The 20,023-nt window shown below is 59.7% G+C and carries 20 protein-coding genes, 1 tRNA gene and 1 pseudogene; 7 read left to right on the top strand and 15 right to left on the bottom strand.

Annotated elements, in window-relative coordinates:
- Positions 1 to 15: 15 nt before the first annotated feature.
- A complete protein-coding gene (locus CGA22_RS21395) occupies positions 16 to 1,233 on the bottom strand; it encodes an L-dopachrome tautomerase-related protein (RefSeq protein ID WP_041020880.1) in 1,218 nt (405 codons plus the stop codon).
- 48 nt (positions 1,234 to 1,281) lie between these two features.
- Complete coding sequence (locus CGA22_RS21390; protein ID WP_041020889.1) at positions 1,282 to 1,998, bottom strand: type 1 glutamine amidotransferase domain-containing protein; 717 nt, start codon at positions 1,996 to 1,998, stop codon at positions 1,282 to 1,284.
- Positions 1,999 to 2,199: 201 nt separating this feature from the next.
- Between CGA22_RS21390 and CGA22_RS21385 the strand changes: the two genes are divergently transcribed.
- On the top strand, positions 2,200 to 3,111 hold the full coding sequence (locus CGA22_RS21385) for a LysR family transcriptional regulator (RefSeq protein ID WP_041020881.1): 912 nt from the start codon (positions 2,200 to 2,202) through the stop codon (positions 3,109 to 3,111).
- Between the two features lie 130 nt (positions 3,112 to 3,241).
- Here CGA22_RS21385 and CGA22_RS21380 read toward each other — a convergent pair.
- Positions 3,242 to 4,152 (bottom strand): annotated as a pseudogene (locus tag CGA22_RS21380) (LysR family transcriptional regulator).
- A gap of 152 nt (positions 4,153 to 4,304) precedes the next feature.
- On the opposite strand from CGA22_RS21380, the gene CGA22_RS21375 reads away from it, so the two are divergent.
- Positions 4,305 to 5,093 carry an SDR family NAD(P)-dependent oxidoreductase gene (locus CGA22_RS21375; protein ID WP_041020882.1) on the top strand — a complete coding sequence of 263 codons (789 nt, stop codon included), beginning with the start codon at positions 4,305 to 4,307 and terminating at the stop codon, positions 5,091 to 5,093.
- Between the two features lie 88 nt (positions 5,094 to 5,181).
- Positions 5,182 to 5,904, top strand: a complete 723-nt coding sequence (locus CGA22_RS21370; protein WP_041020883.1) for an SDR family oxidoreductase — start codon at positions 5,182 to 5,184, stop codon at positions 5,902 to 5,904.
- Between the two features lie 100 nt (positions 5,905 to 6,004).
- Here CGA22_RS21370 and CGA22_RS21365 read toward each other — a convergent pair.
- Positions 6,005 to 6,094: transfer RNA gene (locus CGA22_RS21365), tRNA-Ser, on the bottom strand.
- A gap of 306 nt (positions 6,095 to 6,400) precedes the next feature.
- Here CGA22_RS21365 and CGA22_RS21360 point away from each other — a divergent pair.
- The 3 genes from CGA22_RS21360 (at position 6,401) to CGA22_RS21350 (ending at position 9,178) form a co-directional block, all read left to right on the top strand.
- Positions 6,401 to 7,090, top strand: coding sequence for a crotonase/enoyl-CoA hydratase family protein (locus CGA22_RS21360; protein ID WP_041020884.1), 690 nt, complete (start codon positions 6,401 to 6,403; stop codon positions 7,088 to 7,090).
- A 260-nt stretch (positions 7,091 to 7,350) separates the two neighbouring features.
- Entirely contained in the window at positions 7,351 to 8,073 is a 723-nt protein-coding gene (locus CGA22_RS21355) for a lysophospholipid acyltransferase family protein (protein ID WP_041020885.1), read from the top strand.
- Positions 8,074 to 8,206: 133 nt separating this feature from the next.
- Positions 8,207 to 9,178 carry a magnesium and cobalt transport protein CorA gene (locus CGA22_RS21350; RefSeq protein ID WP_041020886.1) on the top strand — a complete coding sequence of 324 codons (972 nt, stop codon included), beginning with the start codon at positions 8,207 to 8,209 and terminating at the stop codon, positions 9,176 to 9,178.
- Between the two features lie 138 nt (positions 9,179 to 9,316).
- On the opposite strand, the gene CGA22_RS21345 is transcribed toward CGA22_RS21350, so the two are convergent.
- The 3 genes from CGA22_RS21345 to CGA22_RS21335 form a co-directional block, all read right to left on the bottom strand.
- Positions 9,317 to 10,051 carry an amidotransferase gene (locus tag CGA22_RS21345; RefSeq protein WP_175363433.1) on the bottom strand — a complete coding sequence of 245 codons (735 nt, stop codon included), beginning with the start codon at positions 10,049 to 10,051 and terminating at the stop codon, positions 9,317 to 9,319.
- 86 nt (positions 10,052 to 10,137) lie between these two features.
- Positions 10,138 to 12,282 carry a 3-hydroxyacyl-CoA dehydrogenase NAD-binding domain-containing protein gene (locus tag CGA22_RS21340; RefSeq protein WP_041021828.1) on the bottom strand — a complete coding sequence of 715 codons (2,145 nt, stop codon included), beginning with the start codon at positions 12,280 to 12,282 and terminating at the stop codon, positions 10,138 to 10,140.
- A gap of 12 nt (positions 12,283 to 12,294) precedes the next feature.
- A complete protein-coding gene (locus CGA22_RS21335; protein ID WP_188258698.1) occupies positions 12,295 to 13,500 on the bottom strand; it encodes an acetyl-CoA C-acetyltransferase in 1,206 nt (401 codons plus the stop codon).
- A 609-nt stretch (positions 13,501 to 14,109) separates the two neighbouring features.
- Here CGA22_RS21335 and CGA22_RS21330 point away from each other — a divergent pair.
- Complete coding sequence (locus tag CGA22_RS21330; RefSeq protein WP_041021842.1) at positions 14,110 to 14,937, top strand: c-type cytochrome; 828 nt, start codon at positions 14,110 to 14,112, stop codon at positions 14,935 to 14,937.
- A 64-nt stretch (positions 14,938 to 15,001) separates the two neighbouring features.
- Here the strand turns inward: CGA22_RS21330 and CGA22_RS21325 are convergent, their stop codons facing one another.
- The 8 genes from CGA22_RS21325 to CGA22_RS21290 form a co-directional block, all read right to left on the bottom strand.
- Entirely contained in the window at positions 15,002 to 15,802 is an 801-nt protein-coding gene (locus CGA22_RS21325; RefSeq protein ID WP_041021830.1) for a transglutaminase domain-containing protein, read from the bottom strand.
- Entirely contained in the window at positions 15,799 to 15,969 is a 171-nt protein-coding gene (locus CGA22_RS21320) for a hypothetical protein (RefSeq protein ID WP_156996884.1), read from the bottom strand. Before CGA22_RS21320 ends, CGA22_RS21325 begins: the two co-directional genes overlap by 4 nt.
- Before the next feature lie 39 nt (positions 15,970 to 16,008).
- Positions 16,009 to 16,350, bottom strand: coding sequence for a ribonuclease E inhibitor RraB (locus CGA22_RS21315; protein ID WP_041021831.1), 342 nt, complete (start codon positions 16,348 to 16,350; stop codon positions 16,009 to 16,011).
- 203 nt (positions 16,351 to 16,553) lie between these two features.
- Complete coding sequence (locus CGA22_RS21310) at positions 16,554 to 16,790, bottom strand: hypothetical protein (RefSeq protein ID WP_041021832.1); 237 nt, start codon at positions 16,788 to 16,790, stop codon at positions 16,554 to 16,556.
- Between the two features lie 147 nt (positions 16,791 to 16,937).
- Positions 16,938 to 17,546, bottom strand: coding sequence for an START domain-containing protein (locus CGA22_RS21305; protein WP_188258697.1), 609 nt, complete (start codon positions 17,544 to 17,546; stop codon positions 16,938 to 16,940).
- Between the two features lie 80 nt (positions 17,547 to 17,626).
- On the bottom strand, positions 17,627 to 17,881 hold the full coding sequence (locus tag CGA22_RS21300; protein WP_041021834.1) for a YkgJ family cysteine cluster protein: 255 nt from the start codon (positions 17,879 to 17,881) through the stop codon (positions 17,627 to 17,629).
- Positions 17,882 to 18,023: 142 nt separating this feature from the next.
- Positions 18,024 to 18,497, bottom strand: coding sequence for a hypothetical protein (locus CGA22_RS21295; RefSeq protein ID WP_041021835.1), 474 nt, complete (start codon positions 18,495 to 18,497; stop codon positions 18,024 to 18,026).
- 72 nt (positions 18,498 to 18,569) lie between these two features.
- Entirely contained in the window at positions 18,570 to 20,012 is a 1,443-nt protein-coding gene (locus CGA22_RS21290) for a PLP-dependent aminotransferase family protein (protein WP_041021836.1), read from the bottom strand.
- Between the last annotated feature and the right edge of the window lie 11 nt (positions 20,013 to 20,023).

Here is a 20,023-nt window from a genome sequence, read left to right as displayed (position 1 = left end):
GGGTTTGGGGAGTCGTCACGGGGTACGGGATTCCGTCTCCTTGAGCGGCAAGCGCCACAGTTCGTAGCGCTCCTCACCGGGCTTGACCGCCCCAGCGAAGTGCTGGCTCAGGTTGCTCGCCGTGAATACCAGGGCGCCGTCGGGTGTGATCGCCGGTGTATCCGGCCAGTGCACACCTTCGTCGAAAGCGATCAACGACATCTTCTTCGTGGAAGGGTCGAACTGGACGATGCCGTTATGGGTGACATCGGTGATAAAGAGCCTGCCGTTTGCGCCGGTGACGATGCCGTCCGTGTTGCCGCCCACATCGCCAAGATCGCGCACGGCGGCTGCCAACGTTGCCGCGCTGGCACGTGGCTTACGTAACCCACGGGTGGCGATCGCGTGGGCATGTTTGCCCGTGGTCACCGTCCAATACAGGGTGCGCCCGTCGGGAGACAAGGCAATGCCGTTGATGCCCAGCAAAAGCGGCTTGCCGGGCCAGACTTCCATGCCGTGTGAAACCACTTTCACCTCTGCCTCCACCTGCAAGCCGGGGTGATTATCCAACACGCGGCGCGCCTGCCCCGAGGCGTAATCCACAACGATCAGGCCGACCTGGTTGGCCGGCGCGCTGCGCAGGCCACTGTCGGAGATGTAAGCGACCTTGCGCCGCTCGTCGACCACGATGTCGTTGAGGAAGCTGCCCTTGCGGTCAGCCACCGGGTCCAGCCCAATGCGCTTGACCAACCGGCCGCTCTTCAAGTCGTACACCATGACCTTCTGCGCGCCCTCCGGCGCCTCGCTTTCGCCTGCAACAAAGCCCTGGTCCAGCGCCCATAGCCAACCATTGCGATGGTCGATGTAGAAGCCCAGCACATTGCGCAAGTGCTGGTCCGGCGCGCCAGCCACGGCGTTGCCCTCAACTGATGGGAAAGCCGTCAAACGTGCCGGCCCGGACGCTGCGCTCGTGTCCAGGATACTCAGCGTTGCGGGTGCAGCGGCGGACACCAGGCGCGGCGTGCTCACGAATGCCCGACCCTGGGGATCGAAATGGATACCCGCGATCGGCGCATTGACCGATTGGGCATAGGCCACGAGGGTTCCATCGCCCTGGGGCTGAGCCCAGGTGACGCCCGTGTAGCTGCGCCAGCGTTCAAGCGATGTGCTACTGGCCGGCTGGGCCGCCATGGCGGAGGAAATACCTGCGGCCGCCAGCACGACGGCGTTCAAGGTGGAAAGGTAACGGTTCATGGTGGACCTGCAACAGAGAGGTGGAAATGAAAGGAAAAGCCGCCGTTGTCAGAGGGTCGGGGAGAATTTGCCGAGCAACAGGTCACGCATCGCCGCACCCACGCCAGCCGCGGACTGTGGGTTCTGCCCGGTGACGAGGCGTCCGTCCACCACCACCTTGGCCGTCCACTCCGGCGCAGGATGGTGCTTTGCGCCCCGCTGCGTCAGCGTGCTGGCGAGCAGGAATGGCACCACACGGTCGAGTTGGACCGCGCGCTCTTCATCGTCGGTGAAAGCACTGACGTTTTTGCCGGAAACGAGATAGGTGCCGTCGGAGAGCGTGACGTTGACCAACGCGGCCGGGCCGTGACACACCGCGCCGACCAGGCCACCGGCTTCGTAGATGGCACGGGTCATACGCGGTACGTCGGGGCTCTGGGGAAAGTCCCACATCGCACCATGGCCGCCGGCGAAGAAGATCGCCGAATACTTCGCGGGATCGGCATCCCCCAGGCGCTGCGTATGACCCACGGCCTCGCGGAATTGTGGGTTGTTCCAGTAACGGGCGTTGACCGCGTCGTTGAGTTCCAGCCCGTCCACTGGCGGCTCGCCGCCCTGGATCGACGCGAACACGACGTGGATGCCTGCTTCCTCCAGCTCGGCCAATGGGTGCGTGACTTCTCCCAGGTAATAGCCGGTAGGCTGGCCAGTGTCACCCTTGCTGCCATGACTGGTCAGGACGAACAGCACAGGTTTGATATCGGAACGGGGCGTCGCGGTATTCATGGTGTCGGTACCTTTTTGGAGAGGGGTATCAGGGGCCTTCCCATGGGCGCATGCGGCGATGGCAAACAACAAAAGCGCTGGCAGTGCATGCGTCGGTTTCACGGGCGTCTCTTGGCCTCTGGTCGTGTACCGAACTGTATTGATCACTTCAGGAGAGATAAACTATCCAAGAAGACATTCATTTATTCCCAAGGCGACAAGATGAGCCGTCGATTCGATTATCTGGGTGACGTCGAAGCTTTCCTGGCTGTGGCTGAGAACGGTTCTTTCACGGCGGGGGCCGTGGTCCTGTCGACCACCCCCTCGGTTCTGAGCCGCGCCGTCATGCGTCTGGAGGCGCGGCTCGGCAACCAGCTTTTGCGCCGGACCACGCGCCAGGTCAGCCTGACCGAGGCTGGCCGGCTTTATCTGGAGCAGGCGCGCGTAGCCTTCACGCTGCTCGACGACGCTGAGCGCGAGATCCAGGGGCAAGAGGGTGAACTGAAAGGACGCGTGCGGTTGAGTGTGCCGACCACGTATGGCCATTACCGCTTGCCGCCGTTGCTGGCACGCTTCGCTCGGCAGTATCCAGATGTTCAAGTCGAGCTGAGCATCACGAACCGAAATGTGGATCTGGTGGCCGAGGGCTTCGATCTGGCGATTCGTCTCGGGCACTTCCCCGACAGCGGGCTGGTGGCGCGCAAGCTGGAAGACGCGCCCCTATGCCTGGTCGCCTCGCCCCGCTACCTGGAGCACGCCGGCACACCGCAGACACTTGAAGACCTGCGAAATCATGTCTGCCTGCCCTTCGTCATGCCCAGCACCGGCCGCATCGCGCCATGGGTATTCAAAGAGGGTGAGAACGACATTGATTGGCTGCCTACATCCACCATCGAGATATCCGACGATGTGCTCGGCGTGGTATCCCTGGCCAACCAGGGTATGGGGATCTGTCAAAGCTACGATTTCATCGTTCGTGACCCCGTCGAACGAGGTCAACTGGTTGAACTGTTGCCACAGTTGCGCGGCCGCACCCGCCCTTTCTCGGTCATCTATGTGCCGCATCGGCGCCAGTCCGCCGCAGCGCGCGCATTGATCGATCTGCTGACTGCTCAACCCAGTCAACCCCACTGACGTGAATGACGTTCACTAATTTTTGTTCCTTTCTCCCCCTCTTATAGTTTGAATGCATCTGCCGGACACGTCTTCTGCCGTTCGCATCCGTATAAGGCGCCTCTGCAGCGATGCGTTGCAGCGGCCTTTTTCAATTCGCTTTACCCGGATCGTTGGCCGCATAAAAGCGTAGCGAAGGGCTCACACGTTCTACCAGAAAATCAATGAACACCCGCACCCGCGGGGGCATATAGCGTTGGTTACTGAAGATGGCGTGAATCTCTTCCGTGTCGCCTGGGTTGAACTCACCGAGCACTTCTTCCAGACGACCCGCACGAAGATCTTCGGCCACATGAAACATGCCCAAACGGCTGATCCCCATGCCGGCGATCGTTAGCTGGCGCATGGTTTCACCGTTGTTGGTGAGCATGCCGCCGTCTACAGGCAGGTGAATAACCTGACCCTCTACCCGAAAAGGCCATTCATCCAATGATCGACGGAAGTTGAAATTCAAACAGCGGTGTTGATTCAACTCTCCTGGTTTTTCTGGACGACCAAACGCGGCCAGGTAATTGGGCGACGCCACCACCGCGCGCCGGCTTTCACCGAGGCTGCGGGCGCGGAACGAGGCGTCCGCCAACGGCCCATGCGCACCGCCACATCGATGCGTTCGCGGTGCATGTCGACCATGGCGTCGGTCAGTGACAGGTCGAGAACAATCTGCGGGTAACGGGCATTGAACTCGGCAAGAATCGGCAAAATCTGATGTGTTCCGAAGGGTAAGGACACATTCACCCGCACCACACCATGGGGCACTTCCAAACCCTGGGCCAGGGACTGCTCGGCCTCTTCAATGTCATCCAGAATCCGCACACAACTGTCGTAGAACTGCTTGCCCTCGGCGGTGATCAGCATCTGTCGCGTGGAACGCTGAATCAACAACACGCCGAGGCGCTCTTCAATCCGGGTAATCAACTTGCTCACCGCCGAGGGTGTGAGGTTGAGCAGTTTCGCCGCATTGGAAAAACTGCCCGTCTCGACCACTTTGGCAAACACCTGCATTTCGCCGCTTCGACTGTCCATGCCCCGCCAACTTGTGAATTCAGTTCACCAATCCTATTCCATTACACTAAATTATCAAAGGTCAGGAGCCGTCTCATACTTTGCCTTACCTGCCCATCTGGGCATTCATTGAACAACGCGTAAGGAAAATCATGGATCTCAAACTCAACGGTAAACTTGCCCTGGTCAGCGCTTCGACTTCAGGTATCGGCCACGCGATTGCCACACAGCTTTTGCAAGAGGGTGCCAAGGTCATCATCAATGGCCGCAATAGCGAAGTCGTCGGCACCGTTGTGGCCGCTTTCAATCAGCGTTTCGGTGCGGGTCGAGCCCTGCCGCTGGTGGCCGACATGAGCGTGGCTGGCGGCGAGCTAGTGGCAAAGAACGCTTACCCGGACATCGACATTCTGGTGAATAACCTGGGGACTTATCAGTTGAGCGACTTCTTCGCCACCACTGATGCCGACTGGCAACAGATGTTCGACACCAACGTGTGGAGTGGCGTGCGCCTGGCGCGGACGTACATGCAGGCAATGCTTGAGCGTGGCCACGGGCGAGTCATTTTCCTCTCCAGTGAGGTGGCCTTGACGCCAATGGCCTCCATGGCCCATTACAGTGCGAGCAAGGCTACGCAACTGTCTATCTCCCGCAGCCTGGCAGAACTGACCAAGGGCACCGCGGTAACCGTCAATTCGGTGCTGCCTGGCCCAACGGAAACTGAAAGTCTGAAGGCGTTTATCGAGTCGGTTAATCCAGATCTTTCCTATGCGCAGGCAGAGCAGAAATTCATGGCAGAGAACCGTCCTTTGTCATTGATCCACAGGCTGGCCAAACCTGCAGAAGTGGCCAACGTTGTGACGTTCCTGGCCAGTGAACAGGCCGCATTGATCAACGGTGCCGCGATTCGCGCCGAAGGCGGCACGGTACAAACCATCGCTTGATGAATAATAGTGCGGGCCGGCCTGGCGCCGGCCCGCCGCATCAACCGTTCGAAAAATCAGATGAAGAGTTTCCCATGGAGGATTGTCGATGACTGCTCGTACCTTTCTTATTACAGGCGCCAGCAAGGGCATTGGTCGGGCGCTGGCCGAACACCTCGGCGCGGAGGGTCACCGGGTGGTGGGGATTGCCCGCAGTGGCGACACCGAGGACTTTCCCGGTCACCTGGTGCAGCTGGACCTGGCCGACCGGGAAAGCACCGCGATGACCCTGCGACGCTTGACCGAAGAGTATGTTTTCGATGGTTTGGTCAACAACGTCGGGCTGGTCAAGCCCCAGGCCTTGGGTAGCGTCGATCTGAACGATTACGACGCAGTGATGGACCTCAACCTGCGCCCTGCCCTGCAGGCCACCCAGGCACTGTTACCACAGATGAAGGCCAATGGCTGGGGGCGGATCGTCAATGTTTCCAGCCTGACCATTCTCGGTATAGCCCAGCGTACTGCCTATGCTGCCGCCAAGGCCGCACTGGTGAGTTTTACCCGCACTTGGGCCCTGGAGTTGGCGCGCACCGGCGTTACCGTGAACGCCATCGCTCCCGGGCCGACGGAAACCGAACTGTTTCGCGCCAACAATCCACCGGGGAGTGACGGAGAAGCGACGTATCTGGCCGGCATCCCCATGGGCCGCTTGGGCCAGCCCCAGGAAATTGCCGCGGCCATGGCATTTCTGTTGTCGGAGCACAGCGGTTTTATTACCGGGCAGACCCTGTTTGTCGATGGCGGCGCATCGATTGGTAAATCTGGGTTTTGATTAGCTGTTTTCCAGCTAGGGAACAAAGCATGGCAGGAGTTTTTTGCTGAAACGCAGATACGAAAAAGCCCTGAATAATCAGGGCTTTTTCGTATGAATGTGGCGGTGAAGGAGAGATTCGAACTCTCGATACAGTTTCCTGTATACACACTTTCCAGGCGTGCTCCTTAAGCCACTCGGACACTTCACCGTGTCTCGGCAAACTGTTCAGTCTGTCGAGGCGCGCTAATGTAGTCGAAAGCCTTTCCGATGGCAAAGGTTTTTTTGAGAATTTTCATGCGGTTAAGGTGTTCCGGCATTTCAAACGCGACGGAACAGGGCAAACCGGCCAATCTCCGGGTTGGCATGTACACCGCTCCATGGATGCAGACACGGCCGACTGGGCGGGACAGACTGTTATGACGACCCGGGGCTGACCGGTGAGTCAGTCACGGCGCTTTACCTGATCCGCGACGGTGGGTAACGTCTGCTTCACTTCTCTTACAAGGAATGCGTCATGAGCGACCTGATTGCCTACCATCTCGAAGACGGTATCGCGACCCTGACCTTGAACAACGGCAAGGTCAATGCCATCTCACCGGACGTCATTGCCGCGTTCAACGCTGCACTGGATCAGGCGACGGAGGACCGGGCGGTCGTGATCATCACCGGGCAACCGGGGATCTTGTCGGGTGGTTATGATTTGAAGGTGATGACCGCCGGCCCCAAGGAGGCGGTAGGCCTGGTCACCGCCGGCTCGACCCTGGCCCGTCGCCTGTTGTCGCATCCCTTCCCCGTCGTTGTCGCTTGCCCTGGCCACGCCGTGGCGAAAGGCGCATTCCTGCTGCTCTCGGCAGACTACCGCATCGGCGTGGACGGGCCGTTCAGCATTGGCCTGAACGAAGTACAGATCGGCATGACCATGCATCACGCCGGCATCGAGCTGGCCCGTGATCGCTTGCGCAAATCCGCGTTTCATCGCTCGGTCATCAATGGCGAGATGTTCAACCCGCAGAGCGCCGTGGATGCGGGCTTCCTCGATAAAGTGGTGTCGGCGCAGGAGTTGCAGAATGCGGCGCTGGAAGCGGCGCGCCAACTGCAGAAAATCAACATGAAAGCGCACAAGAACACCAAGCTGAAAGTGCGCAAGGCACTGCTGGAAGCCCTGGACACCGCAATCCTGCTGGACCAGGAATACCAAGGCTAATCCCTGTTTATCCAGGACACTCTTGTGGGAGCGAGCCTGCTCGCGATAGCGGTACATCAGCAACATTATCTATTGAATGTACCTCCGCCATCGTGAGCAGGCTCGCTCCCACAAAAGCTGAGGCCGCTCTAGCCAGCGGCTCTCCCTCCGCTGAAAACCTGCGCTCGAACATCGCCTATCTCCTCCTTCTATAGGGGCAATTGCCGAAAACAGTGCACACTCGTACACTGCGCCACCTTTTTGTCCCGGTGGGCGTGTAGATGTTGTTCGTATTGCGTATGTCGCTGATGGGTCTGCATTTTCTTGTGGCGGGTGTATTGGGTGTGATCCTGGGCCTATGCCGCCCGTTCAACCCGGACAACAGCCGTTTATGCGCAAGGTTGTATGCCCGGCCTGCCATGTGGATTATGGGTTTACGGGTCAAGGCTGATGTCGAGACGTTGGTGGATAAACCCCAGAGTTGCGTGATCGTCGCCAACCACCAATCCAACTACGACCTGTTCGTCTTCGGCAACGTGGTGCCCTATCGCACCGTGTGCATTGGCAAAAAGAGCCTGAAGTGGGTACCGCTGTTCGGACAGTTGTTCTGGCTGGCGGGCAACGTGTTGATCGACCGAGGCAATGCGATCAAGGCGCGCCGCGCCATGCAGACCACGACCCACACGCTGCAGCATGAACAGACGTCCATCTGGGTCTTCCCGGAGGGCACCCGCAATCTTGGCGGGGATCTACAGCCATTCAAGAAGGGCGCCTTTCAGATGGCAATCGCCGCCGGGGTGCCGATTGTTCCGGTATGCGTCAGCCGCTACATCAAGCACATGCACCTCAACCGCTGGCGCAGCGGTGACATTCTTATACGTTCACTGCCGGCGATACCTACGCAGGGGCTGACCCTGGATGACATGCCTCGGCTCATCGCACAATGCCACGAGCAAATGCGCGAGTGCATCGCAGCGATGGACCGGCAATTACAGGTGGGGTGAGCACAACCTCTCCCCACGACGGTTCTTTTCTGTTGGAGAACTCAGCGGATTTTGCTGACTCTCAAGCGACAGGGCGCGTTAAGCTGCACAGTGCCTGCTACTGCCATTTTCCAATAAGAAGTGAACCACCATCATGGGTAGAGTCGTTGCTGCTGCGGTCTACAGCGCCGGTAAGAAAGTCACCAACATCACGCTCGACGAAGGCAGCGCCTGGGCTGCAAAACCAGGGCATTTTGTATGGATCGGTCTCGAAGAACCCAGTGTCCAGGAGCTGACCAATCTGCAGCGTCAATTCAACCTGCACGAGCTGGCGATTGAAGATGCCATGGAGAAGCACAGCCGCCCCAAGCTTGAGACTTTCGGCGATGCGCTGTTCATCGTCACGTATTCGCCGATACGCAAGGACGGCAAGCTGCAGTTCATCGAAACCCATATCTTCGCCGGCAAGGGCTACATTATCACCGCCCGTAATGGGCACTCGGCCTCCTACGCCCATGTCCGGCAACGCTGTGAGGCGCGTCCACTCCTGCTGGAGCATGGGGAAGATTTCGTACTCTATGCCATCCTCGATTTCGTGATTGAAAACTATCAGCCCATGGGCGAAGCCATTCATAACGAGATCGATGAGCTGGAGCACCATGTGCTGTGCAGCGCCTTGAACGAACGGGATATCCAGAACCTGCACAGCTTGCGTCGCGACGTGCTGCGCCTGCGTCGCTACGCAGCGCCGATGGTGGAAATCAGCGAGGAATTGCAGAAGCTGAACTTCCCTTTTATCGACAAGAACATGCGTCCGTATTTCCGCGATGTGCAGATCCATGTCACGCGGCAGATGGAAGACCTGACGACCCTGGCGGACATTGCCAGCCAGACCATCGAAGTCGGCGTGCTGCTCGAAGCGTCACGCCAGAGCGTGGTGCAGCGCAAGTTCGCGGCATGGGCGGCGATCCTGGCGTTTCCGACGGCGGTGGCCGGAATCTACGGGATGAACTTCCAGGACATGCCGGAGCTGAGTTGGCACTACGGCTATTTCACGGTACTGGGGGTGATTACCGTGGGGTGCACCGCGTTATGGGCCAGTTTCAAGCGGTCGGGATGGTTGTAGGCAGGACTGCTCCCCATTTGCCCCACGTACACATAACCCTGTGGGAGCGAGCCTGCTCGCGATAGCGGTTTATCAGTCGCCACTGTTGTCGACTGACCCTCCGCTATCGCGAGCAGGCTCGCTCCCACATGAAGGTCTTCAGCCCTGGGTCGTTTCGGCCTGTGGTTTATGAGCGACAAAACGCATCATCCACTCTGCCACCGTCGTGCCGTGATGGTCGTGTTCCAGGCTTGCCACACCCTGGTTGTAGACCTGCTCGCCAAGGTGTTGCTGACGGAGCTCCAGCAACGCGCGGGAGTAATCGTGGATGAACTCGGGATGGCCCTGGAAGCACAGCACCTGATCATTGATATGGTAGGCGGCGTAAGGGCAGAAATCGCTGGAGGCGATGACCGTAGCGTTTTCGGGCAACTGAGTGACCTGGTCCTGATGACTGATCAGCAGGGTCAGTTCCTCCATCACCGGACTCATCCACGGGGCTTTGGCCGCAAGCTTGTAACGGTGCGTGCCGACACCCCAGCCCTGGGTCGCGCGTTCGGTCTTGCCGCCCAGTAACAGCGCCAACAACTGGTGGCCGAAGCAAACGCCCAATAGTTTGTCGCCACGCTGGTAGCGGTCCAGCAGATACTGCTTGAGGGTTTGAATCCAGGGATCGGTACCAAAGGAATCGGCCTTGCTGCCGGTCACCAGGTAGGCGTCGAACACCTCATCATCGCTCGGGTACTGGCCTTCCATGACGTTGTACACGACGAAATCGGCCGCGACCGGCTGTTGTGAAAACAGCCGCTGGAACATCTGCCCGTAACCCTGATATTGATCGACCAGCTCCGGACGCAGGATATCGGTTTCGAGAATGCAGATGCGTAGGGACATAAAAAATACCTGACACGGTGATGGGAATATTGCACACCCCAGAGCCTGCCCTGAAACACCCCTCAAGGCAAGCCCCCCCCCCGCTATCAGAACAAAGCCTGCCTGGCGGCTTTTTCCAGCAACAGGGCTGGCGGTGAGAAACGTTCGCCATACTGCTCGGACAGGTACTGGGCCCGGGCGACAAAGTCCCGCAGGCCATACTGGTTGATGAATTGCAACGCACCGCCGGTCCAGCTTGCGAAACCGATCCCGAAGATCGAGCCAACGTTGGCATCGGCCGTCGACATGAGCACGCCCTCCTCCACACAACGCACGGTTTCCAGGGCCTGGATAAACAGCAAGCGATCGCGGATGTCCTGGGGCGGAATCTGTCTGTCGGCATCTTCGAAACGACGTTTGAGCTCCGGCCACAAATGTTTTTGTCCGCCGGCTGGGTATTCATAGAAGCCGGCCCCGGCCGCTTTGCCCGGTCGCTGGTATTCCTTGAGCAACAAGTCAATCACGGCGAACGCCGGGTGCTCAATCGGCGCTTTCCCTTCTGCTTGAAGGTCCTTCGCGGTCTCGTCACGGATATGGCTGATCAAGCTGAGGGAAACTTCGTCAGACACCGCCAGAGGCCCGACCGGCATCCCGGCCTTGCGGGCCTCGGTCTCGATCATCGGCGCACTCACCCCTTCACCGAGCATGGCGATGCCCTCATGGACAAAGGTGCCGAATACCCGCGACGTGAAGAAACCGCGACCGTCATTGACCACAATCGGCGTCTTGTTGATCTGCAGGACGAAATCGAAACCACGCGCCAGGGTTGCCTCGCTGGTATGGGCACCCTTGACGATTTCCACCAAGGGCATTTTTTCTACCGGGCTGAAGAAATGCAGGCCGATGAACTTCGTCGGGTCCGCAATCGCAGTAGCCAGGCCGGTGATGGGTAACGTCGAGGTGTTGGAGGCGATCACCGCGTCCGCCCCCACCACCGCTTGGGCGGCCGCCGACACCCTGGCTTTCAGGGCGCGATCCTCGAACACCGCTTCGATGATCAGATCGCAACCGGCCAAGTCCGCATCGTTGTCAGTGGCGTGAACCCGCGCCAGCAAGATTTCCCGTTGCTGCACGGTGATCTGCTCGCGGGCGACTTGCTTGTCCAGCAACGCGGCCAAACGGGACTTGCCTTTCTCAGCGGCGGCCAGGTCGATATCCTTGAGGACCACCTCGATCTCGGCCAGGGCGCTGACACAGGCAATGCCGGCCCCCATCATGCCAGCGCCGAGCACGCCGACTTTTCTTGTCAGATAAGGCGCAACCCCTTGTGGACGCGAGCCTCCGGCCTTGATCTCGTTGAGCTGGAACCAGAAGGTGCCGATCAGGTTCTTGGCGACCTGACCCGTGGTCAATTCAGTGAAATAGCGGGTTTCGATCAGGTGCGCCGCGTCAAAACCCACCTGGGCGCCCTCCACCGCGGCACAGAGGATTTTCTCCGGCGCCGGCAAGCAACCCTGGGTCCTGTTGCGCAGGATCGAAGGGGCAATCGCCAGCGTCTGCATGACGTTCGGGTCGGACGGCGTGCCCCCGGGAATCCGATAGCCCTTTACGTCCCAGGTCTGGACCGCGTCCGGGTTGGCGAGAATCCAGGCCCGCGCCTTGGCCAGCAGCTCCTCACGATCGACCGCCAGTTCATCGATCAACCCGGCCTGTAGCGCTTGTCGAGGGCGGACCCGCTTGCCTTCGAGCAGATACGGCAAGGCTTTCTCCAGGCCGAGCAGGCGCACCATCCGCACCACCCCGCCGCCGCCCGGCAACAGGCCCAGGGTGACTTCCGGCAGGCCGATCTGCACCGACGGATGATCCAGCGCCACGCGATGATGGCAAGCCAGGCAGATTTCCCAGCCGCCGCCCAGCGCCGCACCGTTGATAGCGGCCACCACCGGTTTGCCCAACGTCTCGAGAGCGCGCAATTGCGCCTTGAGTCCCAGGATCATTTCGTAGAAGGCCTTGGCCTCGGACTTGCCGACTGCGACCAGCTCGTTGAGATCGCCGCCGGCGAAGAACGTCTTCTTGGCCGAGGTGATGATCACGCCGGCGATAGAGTCTCTTTCCGCCACCAGGCGGGCAACGCAGGCGGCCATGGCCTCACGGTACACAGCGTTCATGGTATTGGCGCTCTGGCCAGGCAGGTCCATTGTCAGGACGACGATCCGGTCCTGGCCGGTTTCATAACGAATGGTAGCGGTCATTGAGAATGTCCTTCAGAGGCGTTCGATAACAGTGGCAATGCCCATCCCGCCGCCCACACACAAGGTCGCCAGCCCGTAGCGCAGGCGACGCACCTCCAACTCATCGAGCAGGGTGCCGAGAATGGCGCAGCCCGTTGCCCCCAGGGGGTGTCCCATGGCGATGGAGCCACCGTTGACGTTGACCCTGGCGGGGTCGATGGCCATGTCCTTGATGAACTTGAGCACCACCGAGGCGAAGGCTTCGTTGACCTCGAACAGGTCGATGTCCTCCACCCGCAACCCGGCCTTGGCCAAGGCCTTGCGGGTGGCCGGCGCCGGACCGGTGAGCATGATGGTTGGATCGGTACTGGTAACCGCCGTGGCGATGATCCGCGCCCGAGGCTGCAGGCCCAAGGCGCGTCCTTTGGCTTCAGAACCGATCAGCATCAGTGCCGCACCATCGACGATCCCGGAACTGTTGCCGGGTGTGTGCACATGATCGATCCGCTCGACATGGCTGTAGACCCTCAGCGCCGTGGCGTCGAAGCCCATCCGGCCCATAGCTTCGAAACTCGGCTTGAGCCTGCCCAGGCCTTCAAGGGTGGAGTCGGCCCGGATGAATTCGTCATGGTCCAGCAGCACAATGCCGTTCTGATCCCGTACCGCCACCAGGGACTTTTCGAAAGAGCCATCAGCCCGGGCCCGCCCGGCTTTTTTCTGGGAGTTCAGCGCATAGGTATCGACGTCTTCGCGACTGAAGCCTTCCAATGTGGCAATCAGGTCGGCACCAATGCCTTGAGGGACGAAGTGCCCCTGCAGGTTGGATTGCGGATCCAGTGCCCAGGCACCGCCGTCGCTGCCCATCGGCACCCGGGACATCGACTCGACACCACCGGCCACCACCAGGTCCTCGAACCCGGAGCGCACTTTCATGGCGGCCAGATTCACCGCTTCAAGGCCCGAGGCACAGAACCGATTGAGCTGGACACCCGGAACGCTGGTATCCCAGTCGGCCATCAGGGCGGCGGTCTTGGCGATGTCGGCCCCCTGCTCGCCTACCGGCGTCACGCAACCGAGCACGACGTCATCAACCTGGCTGGTGTCCAAATCCATGCGCTGCTGCAAGGCTTGAAGCAATCCTCCCACCAGGTTCACCGGCTTGACGCTGTACAGGGCGCCATCGGCCTTGCCCTTGCCACGGGGGGTGCGCAAGGCATCGAAAATCAACGCTTGGGTCATGACATCCTCGAACCACGACGGATAACTCAATGCCTCCAACCATAAGCCCAGCGGTGCCGGATTCAATGACCCGAGTGCTCAACCGCATTGACGACCACGGTCAGACGAACGGTAGCGTGCTATCGGGTTAACCGATTCAGGAACGCAAGCTGTCTAGCTAGAGGACCCGCAAGAAGGTGGCAATAGGCCTCATTCCTTTTTTATAGCAGGAGTTTTAGACCTGATACGAATTGGATCTAAGACAAAGCGGCTGTGACCCCTAATGTAATCCTTGTACAAGAGAGTCGTCGGGTTTTGCCGAGGCGCTTGTCAGACAGGAAGTGCAACGCCAGCCGTCATGGAGTTATGCAGGCTGGCCTCAGGAAATAACAAAAAAGGCGGATCAGCCATGTTCAAACATTCGAAAGTTCGTCAAGCCGGACTCATTCTCTTCGCCACGACGCTGCTGTTGATTCTGCCGAATATTCCCAAGGTGATCGGCTGAACACTGCGCGCGGGTGCTTGCATCAACAATGAGCGGTATCGCTATCCATTGTGTCGCCAAAAAATGTGACGGGCTCGTTGTTCGAGCGGCGTTGGCTGTGCCAACCTTTGCGCCACTCTCTCGACATGGAAGGCGATCCATTGAAAGCTCTCATCCTGTTCGGGGCGTTGCTGCTCAGCACGCCCCTGTATGCCGCTCAACTGGTGCTGGAGCTGGGCGCGACCGCGCGCACCTGGCAAACCGAAGAACTGCTCAAGCATCCTGACGCTCGGACGATCCAGATACCCGACGACGTTTCCTACAAGAAACCAATGAGCTATCGCGCCATACCACTGACGTCGCTGCTGACCGGTGTCCGGCCGGATGATCATCTGCAGGCCGTGGCCCTGGACGGTTTCGCCGCCGAAATGTCCGCCGCGCCATTACTCAACAAGAACGGCGCACGCGCCTGGCTGGCCATTGAAGATCCGGCCGCCCCTTGGCCATCCCTGGAAGAAGGCAAGCCTAGTGCAGGCCCTTTCTATCTGGTCTGGACCGATCCTCAGGCAGGTCATATCAGCCCGGAACAATGGCCCTATGCGGTGGCGAGCATCAAGCGCATGTCAGCCGTGGCCGAGCGCTTCCCCGCCCTGCTGCCGGCGCCCACCCTGGCCAAGGACGATCCGGTCAACAAGGGCTTCGAGCTGTTCCAGAAGAATTGCCTGGCATGCCATCGACTCAACGGGGCAGGCGACGCACAGTTTGGCCCGGACCTGAATATCCCCTTCAATCCCACGGAGTATTTCTCGGGAGATTTCCTCAAGCGCTATATCCGGAATCCGCAGGGCCTGCGTCACTGGCCCCAAGGCAAGATGCCGGCGTTTTCAGCGGCCGTGCTGCCGGATTCGGAGCTGGATCTGTTGGTGGGCTATCTGAAGCATATGGCCGGGCGTAAACAGCCGTTGAGCCAGTAAGACCATCCATGTGGCGAGGGAGCTTGCTCCCTTCGCCACAGTAAGTTTCAGGCAGGTTTCCATGTCATTGCTGCTGCACCGTGATCACCGGTGCCGGCGTCACGGCCATCCTGGCCCGCATCTGCTCACCGCCGCCACGACGCAAGCCCCGTACCGGGCAAGCATCCAGGTAATCCAGACCAACGGCCAGTTTCAAGTGTCGCTCCGGACGTGACAGCTGGTGGGTCACGTCGAAGCTGTACCAGGCGTCCTCGAGCCAGGCCTCGGCCCAGGCGTGGCTGGCCAGGTGTTCACTGTCCCCGCTGTACACGTAGCCCGACACATAGCGTGCCGGTATGCCCAGGCTGCGGGCGCAGGCCAGGAATACGTGGGCATGGTCCTGGCACACACCGGTACGGCCGGCGAATGCCTGGGCCGCGCTGGTTTCCACTTCAGTGGAGCCGGGGGCGTAGACCATGTGCTGGTTCACCCCGTGCATCAGGTCGATCAGCGCCGTGCGGTCGCGACGTTGCTTGCATTGCTCCCGAGCGAAGGCGCGAAGCGCTTCGTCCGCTTCGGTCAACCGGGTGAAGCGCAGGAACGGCAAGGCGGATTGCTCCTCATGTTCGGCCTCGCGCAACGGGTCGATGTCCACCTGCCCCCGTGCGCCGATGATGATCGTTTCGTGAGGCTCGTCCAGGGTAAGGACGTGGAGAATGTTGCCATACGGGTCCAACTGCGCGCGCACCGGCGTCGGCAAATCGAGCTGCCAGCTCAGTACATGCTGGCGTTCGCTGTCGTGGGGCGTCAGGCGCAGGTACTGGATACTGGCGCGAACCTGTTGTTCGTAGTGGTAGGCCGTTTCGTGGCTGATCGAGAGTCTCATATGACCTCCATGTAGGAGCTGTGGCTGGCGATGCCCAGTTCCCGAACCAGCGGGATGAATTCGGTGAGCCAGGGTTGCAGGCCACCGTTGAGGATTTCGTCGATACCCGGATTTTCCACCTGCTCCGGTAATGCGACCTCCAGCACAAGTCCGACGAAAACGGCCAACCCGAAGGTCAGCCGTTGTGCTGTGGCAGGGCATGGATATCAGGCCTGGAGACGCCGGATCTCCTGCTTCACCCCCCAACCTTCGATGATGCCGCCCAAGGGCTCCACCACCGCTTCGAAGTCCTGCTCGAAATCTCCAATGTCATCGTAGGTGGCATACATCACCCGGCTCAGTTCCAATGACCAGGCACCGTCGTCCCGTGCGCTGATCTGTGCGTTCAATGACTCACCCCGAAAATGACCCGCCGCCCTGCGCGCCCGCTCCTCGTCCGGGAAAATGGCGTAGAACTCGATAGGATGGAATCGTGAGAAATCGAACCCGCCTTCTTTCATGCGGCGCAATACACTGGTGCTGATGTCTTCTTGATAGGCTGTGCTCATGAAACGTCCTCCTCAGATCGATGGATAGACTTTCCGTCTTCCCGTGCGGGCAACCCGTGGATTGCAAGCGATACGGCATCAAATGACCGTCGGGACACAAGCATGTAGCTGACAAGACCGGACCTTGGCGATCCTTTCGCTGATCTCCATTGCAGAGTAGCCTCAAGTGATAGCCACTGCCAAGCGGGGCCAGGCCACGAACTTCATGAAATCGGTGTAATGCTGATGATTTCAATACTGTGCTGGGATTTGAGATTCTTGACCGTTGGCTCGGCGGTTCGCCCTTCCAGGTCATTGAGGTCCAACTGGGCGGGCACCGGGAGCAGTCTTTCGCGAATCAACTGTGCCGCCTGCTCCATGGTGGGCTCCTGGTCATAGTCGAACTGCTCGGCGATCGCTTCGCCGTGGTCATCAACGAACGTGATTTCCCACTTGTGCATTAGTGTCTCCTCGATCAAATCATGGCCGGGCTTACCTCTATCTCGACATTTGGGTGTGAATAATCGTTCCACTGATTACCTGGACGGCACCTATGAAAAGACCGCCTCGCGGGCGGTCTCGGTGTGGGCATCCATCTGGCCTGCCAATTACTTCTCGGCACGCTCCCTCAAGGCTTTCAAGGTGTTGAACGGCGCATCCACCACGAATTTGTTGGCCAGCCAGGACGGTACATCGCCACCGGGTTCGGTATGGACCTGATAGGTCACCTCGATCTGGTCCGCGCCTTTGGGCGTGAATTTCCAGAAACCGTCGACCTGGGCCACTCGCACAAACCCCTGCTCTTCCGGCAGGTAGGTCGGCACGCCCTTGAGGTTACGGGTCAGGCTGCCATCGGCGCCTTCGACGGTGGTGACTTGCAACACCGAATCCCGGGACGTGACCGGCCACGGCGTATTGAACTGGGTATAGGTCCAGCTCTGGTTGCCTTCGTGCTTGAGCAGCTTCTGGGTTTTGCACTCATGGATCCAGGCACAGGCACCCGAGACATCTTCCTGCAGGGCCCGCAACTTCGTCATGGTGGTTTTCATGACGGTCACGCCGCGGTAGGCCTTGTATTTGGAGCCGGTCACTTCACTGAGCGAAACCTTGATACCGTCCTGCTCCTTGGCCACCTGCCAGTCTTCCGCCTGCGCAGTCGCGGTTGCCAAAAATGCGCTCAAGCCACACAACACAGCCATACGATGCAGCGAACCCATAGTTTTTTTCCTTATTGTCGAAGTCCGGTCATTTGAGTTTCGTCATTGGGTTTCACCCTTCAGCCCAGTCCATTGACCCGTTACACCGCGGTAGCCTGCTCCCACCACCCGATCAGCCGGATAGCCTCTTCACTGCTGTTGCCGCAGACCTCAATGTCGGCGGCGAAACCCGAGCACACCGCCGGACGTTCCGGCTGGCCGAAGATCCGGCACAAGTTATCGACCGACAATTGCACGCAACGTTCTCCCGCCGGCTTGCCGTGGGGCATGCCAGGGATCGACGAACTGATGGAAGGGGCAATGCAGCACGCGCCACAACCTTCACGGCATTTCATGACGACAACGTCCTCACGGGTAATGGCCCAATAACGGAACACAGAGTAGCGGCTTAAACACTCGTTTTAAATTACCGTCTGCGTGTTTTTTCGCCCAATGGAAGATGACCGGACAGTCAGCGACGAACAGCACTCCAAAGACTTAACGCTTGAATTCGAAATCCAGTGCCGCACCCTCCACTTCCCGGCGCTCCGAATTACGCAGTGGCAGCTGCATTTCGTTATTCAGCAGACGGCCATTGAGCTGGAACGGGTCCGGCTTCTGCCCGAACATCGACGGTAACAGCGACTCACGCTTGGGGAGCGGCACCGTCCCGGGTGGTTGCAACTGCTGAACCATGTCATGGGGCAGGCTCAGATCCAGGTTGGCTGGCGGTAATGGAGTCTTGGCAACCTCATGGGCAGATTTGCTCTTCGAGGCGATGGGGGCGCGTTTCTTCTGCGAGGGAGCCGTTTTCTTGGCCGGCGTCTTTTTCACGACCGGTAGCTTTTTCGAGGTATTTTTCGCGGCACTGGCGGCCGGCTTTTCTTGCACCGAAGCCGCCACGACACTTCCTGCGTGGAAGGCAGTCAGCAGGCCGATCAAAACCCAGGTGGCAGGAGCAATGGCTTTCATAGATACAACGGCACTTACGGCAGAGACGTACATGCTCGCCTGATAATCCGGCGCTGACAAGCCCGCTGATACCTACAGGAAACCGTTGGCGGTCTCTTGGCACAATTGCGTGGCCAACAGCCCCAGTGTCATCAACGCCCGCTCCGCCTCGCGGTTCCAGGGTATGCCGCAGTTCAGGCGAATACAGTGGTTGAACTGCTCGGTATTACTGAAGATCAACCCCGGCGCGATACTGATCCCCTGTTGCAACGCCCGGACGTGCAGCTCCTGGGTATTGACCCGCCCCGGCAAGCTGACCCACAGGATGAAGCCACCGGTGGGACGACTCATTTGCGTGCCTTCGGGGAAATATTGTTGCACCGCCAGCTGGAAGGCGCTGAGGTTCTTGCGGTACTCCTGGCGGATATAGCGCAGATGGCGGTCGTAGCCGCCATTTTCCAGATAGGCCGCGATACCCATCTGCGTGACGCTGCACGCTGAGTGGGTACTGAACGTCTGCAGCCGCTGGATTTCCTGCTGGAACTTACCGGCGATCATCCAGCCGATGCGTACACCCGGCGACAACGTCTTGGAAAAGCTCGAACAGTAGATGACCCGATCCAGCCGGTCATAGGCCTTGAGCGCCTTGGTGCGCCCCTGCTCGAACATCAACTCGCCGTAGATATCATCCTCGACAATCTGAATGTCGAAGTCCGAAGCCAGGCGCAACAGTTGCTTCTGCCGCTCCTCGGGCATGGTACCGCCGAGGGGGTTGCTCAACCGCGTGGTCAGCACCAGCGCCTTGATCGACCACTGGTTGGCCGCCAGTTGCAGCGCCTCCAAGCTCATGCCGGTTACCGGGTCGCTGGGGATCTCGATGACCTTGAGGCCCAACAGATCCGCCAGTTGCAGCAAACCATAGTAAGTAGGCGATTCGGCGGCGATCAGATCCCCCGGCCGGGTCAGTACCCGCAGGGACATTTGCAGTGCATCGACACAACCATGGGTAATCACCACTTCGGAAGGGTCCACCACGACACCGGCATCACGCATGCGAATCGCCACCTGACGACGCAAGGGTTCGAAGCCCGGGCTGAACATGTAGCTGAATGCCCGCGGGCTGTGAAAGCGCGTGACCTTGGCCAATTGCTGATGCAATGCCCGTACAGGCAGGTAATCCACACTCGGCACCGCCGCGCCCAGCGGAAATACCCCTTCGCGGCGCGACTCCACCAATACCTGCTGGATGATACTGCTGCGCGTCACCAACCCCGGACGCTCTACCCGGGCGATATCCGGGGTGGGCGCCGTAAGCGCCGGCGTCTGGTGCACGTAGTAACCCGATTGCGGCCGCGCACGAATCAGCCCCTGGTCCTCAAGGTTGGCATAGGCCTGCAACACCGTCGCGTGGCTGACGTTGAGCTGCGAACTCATCTTGCGCACCGACGGCACGCGTTCACCGGGCTGATACACACCCCGGCGGATGTCTTCGGCCAGTTGCTGAGCAATACGTTGGTAGAGCAGGAGGTTGGTCATGACGCAGCACT

Source organism: Pseudomonas sp. PSB18 (assembly GCF_014596565.1).
Taxonomy (GTDB): Bacteria; Pseudomonadota; Gammaproteobacteria; order Pseudomonadales; family Pseudomonadaceae; genus Aquipseudomonas.
This window is presented reverse-complemented; position numbering and strand designations above follow the sequence as displayed.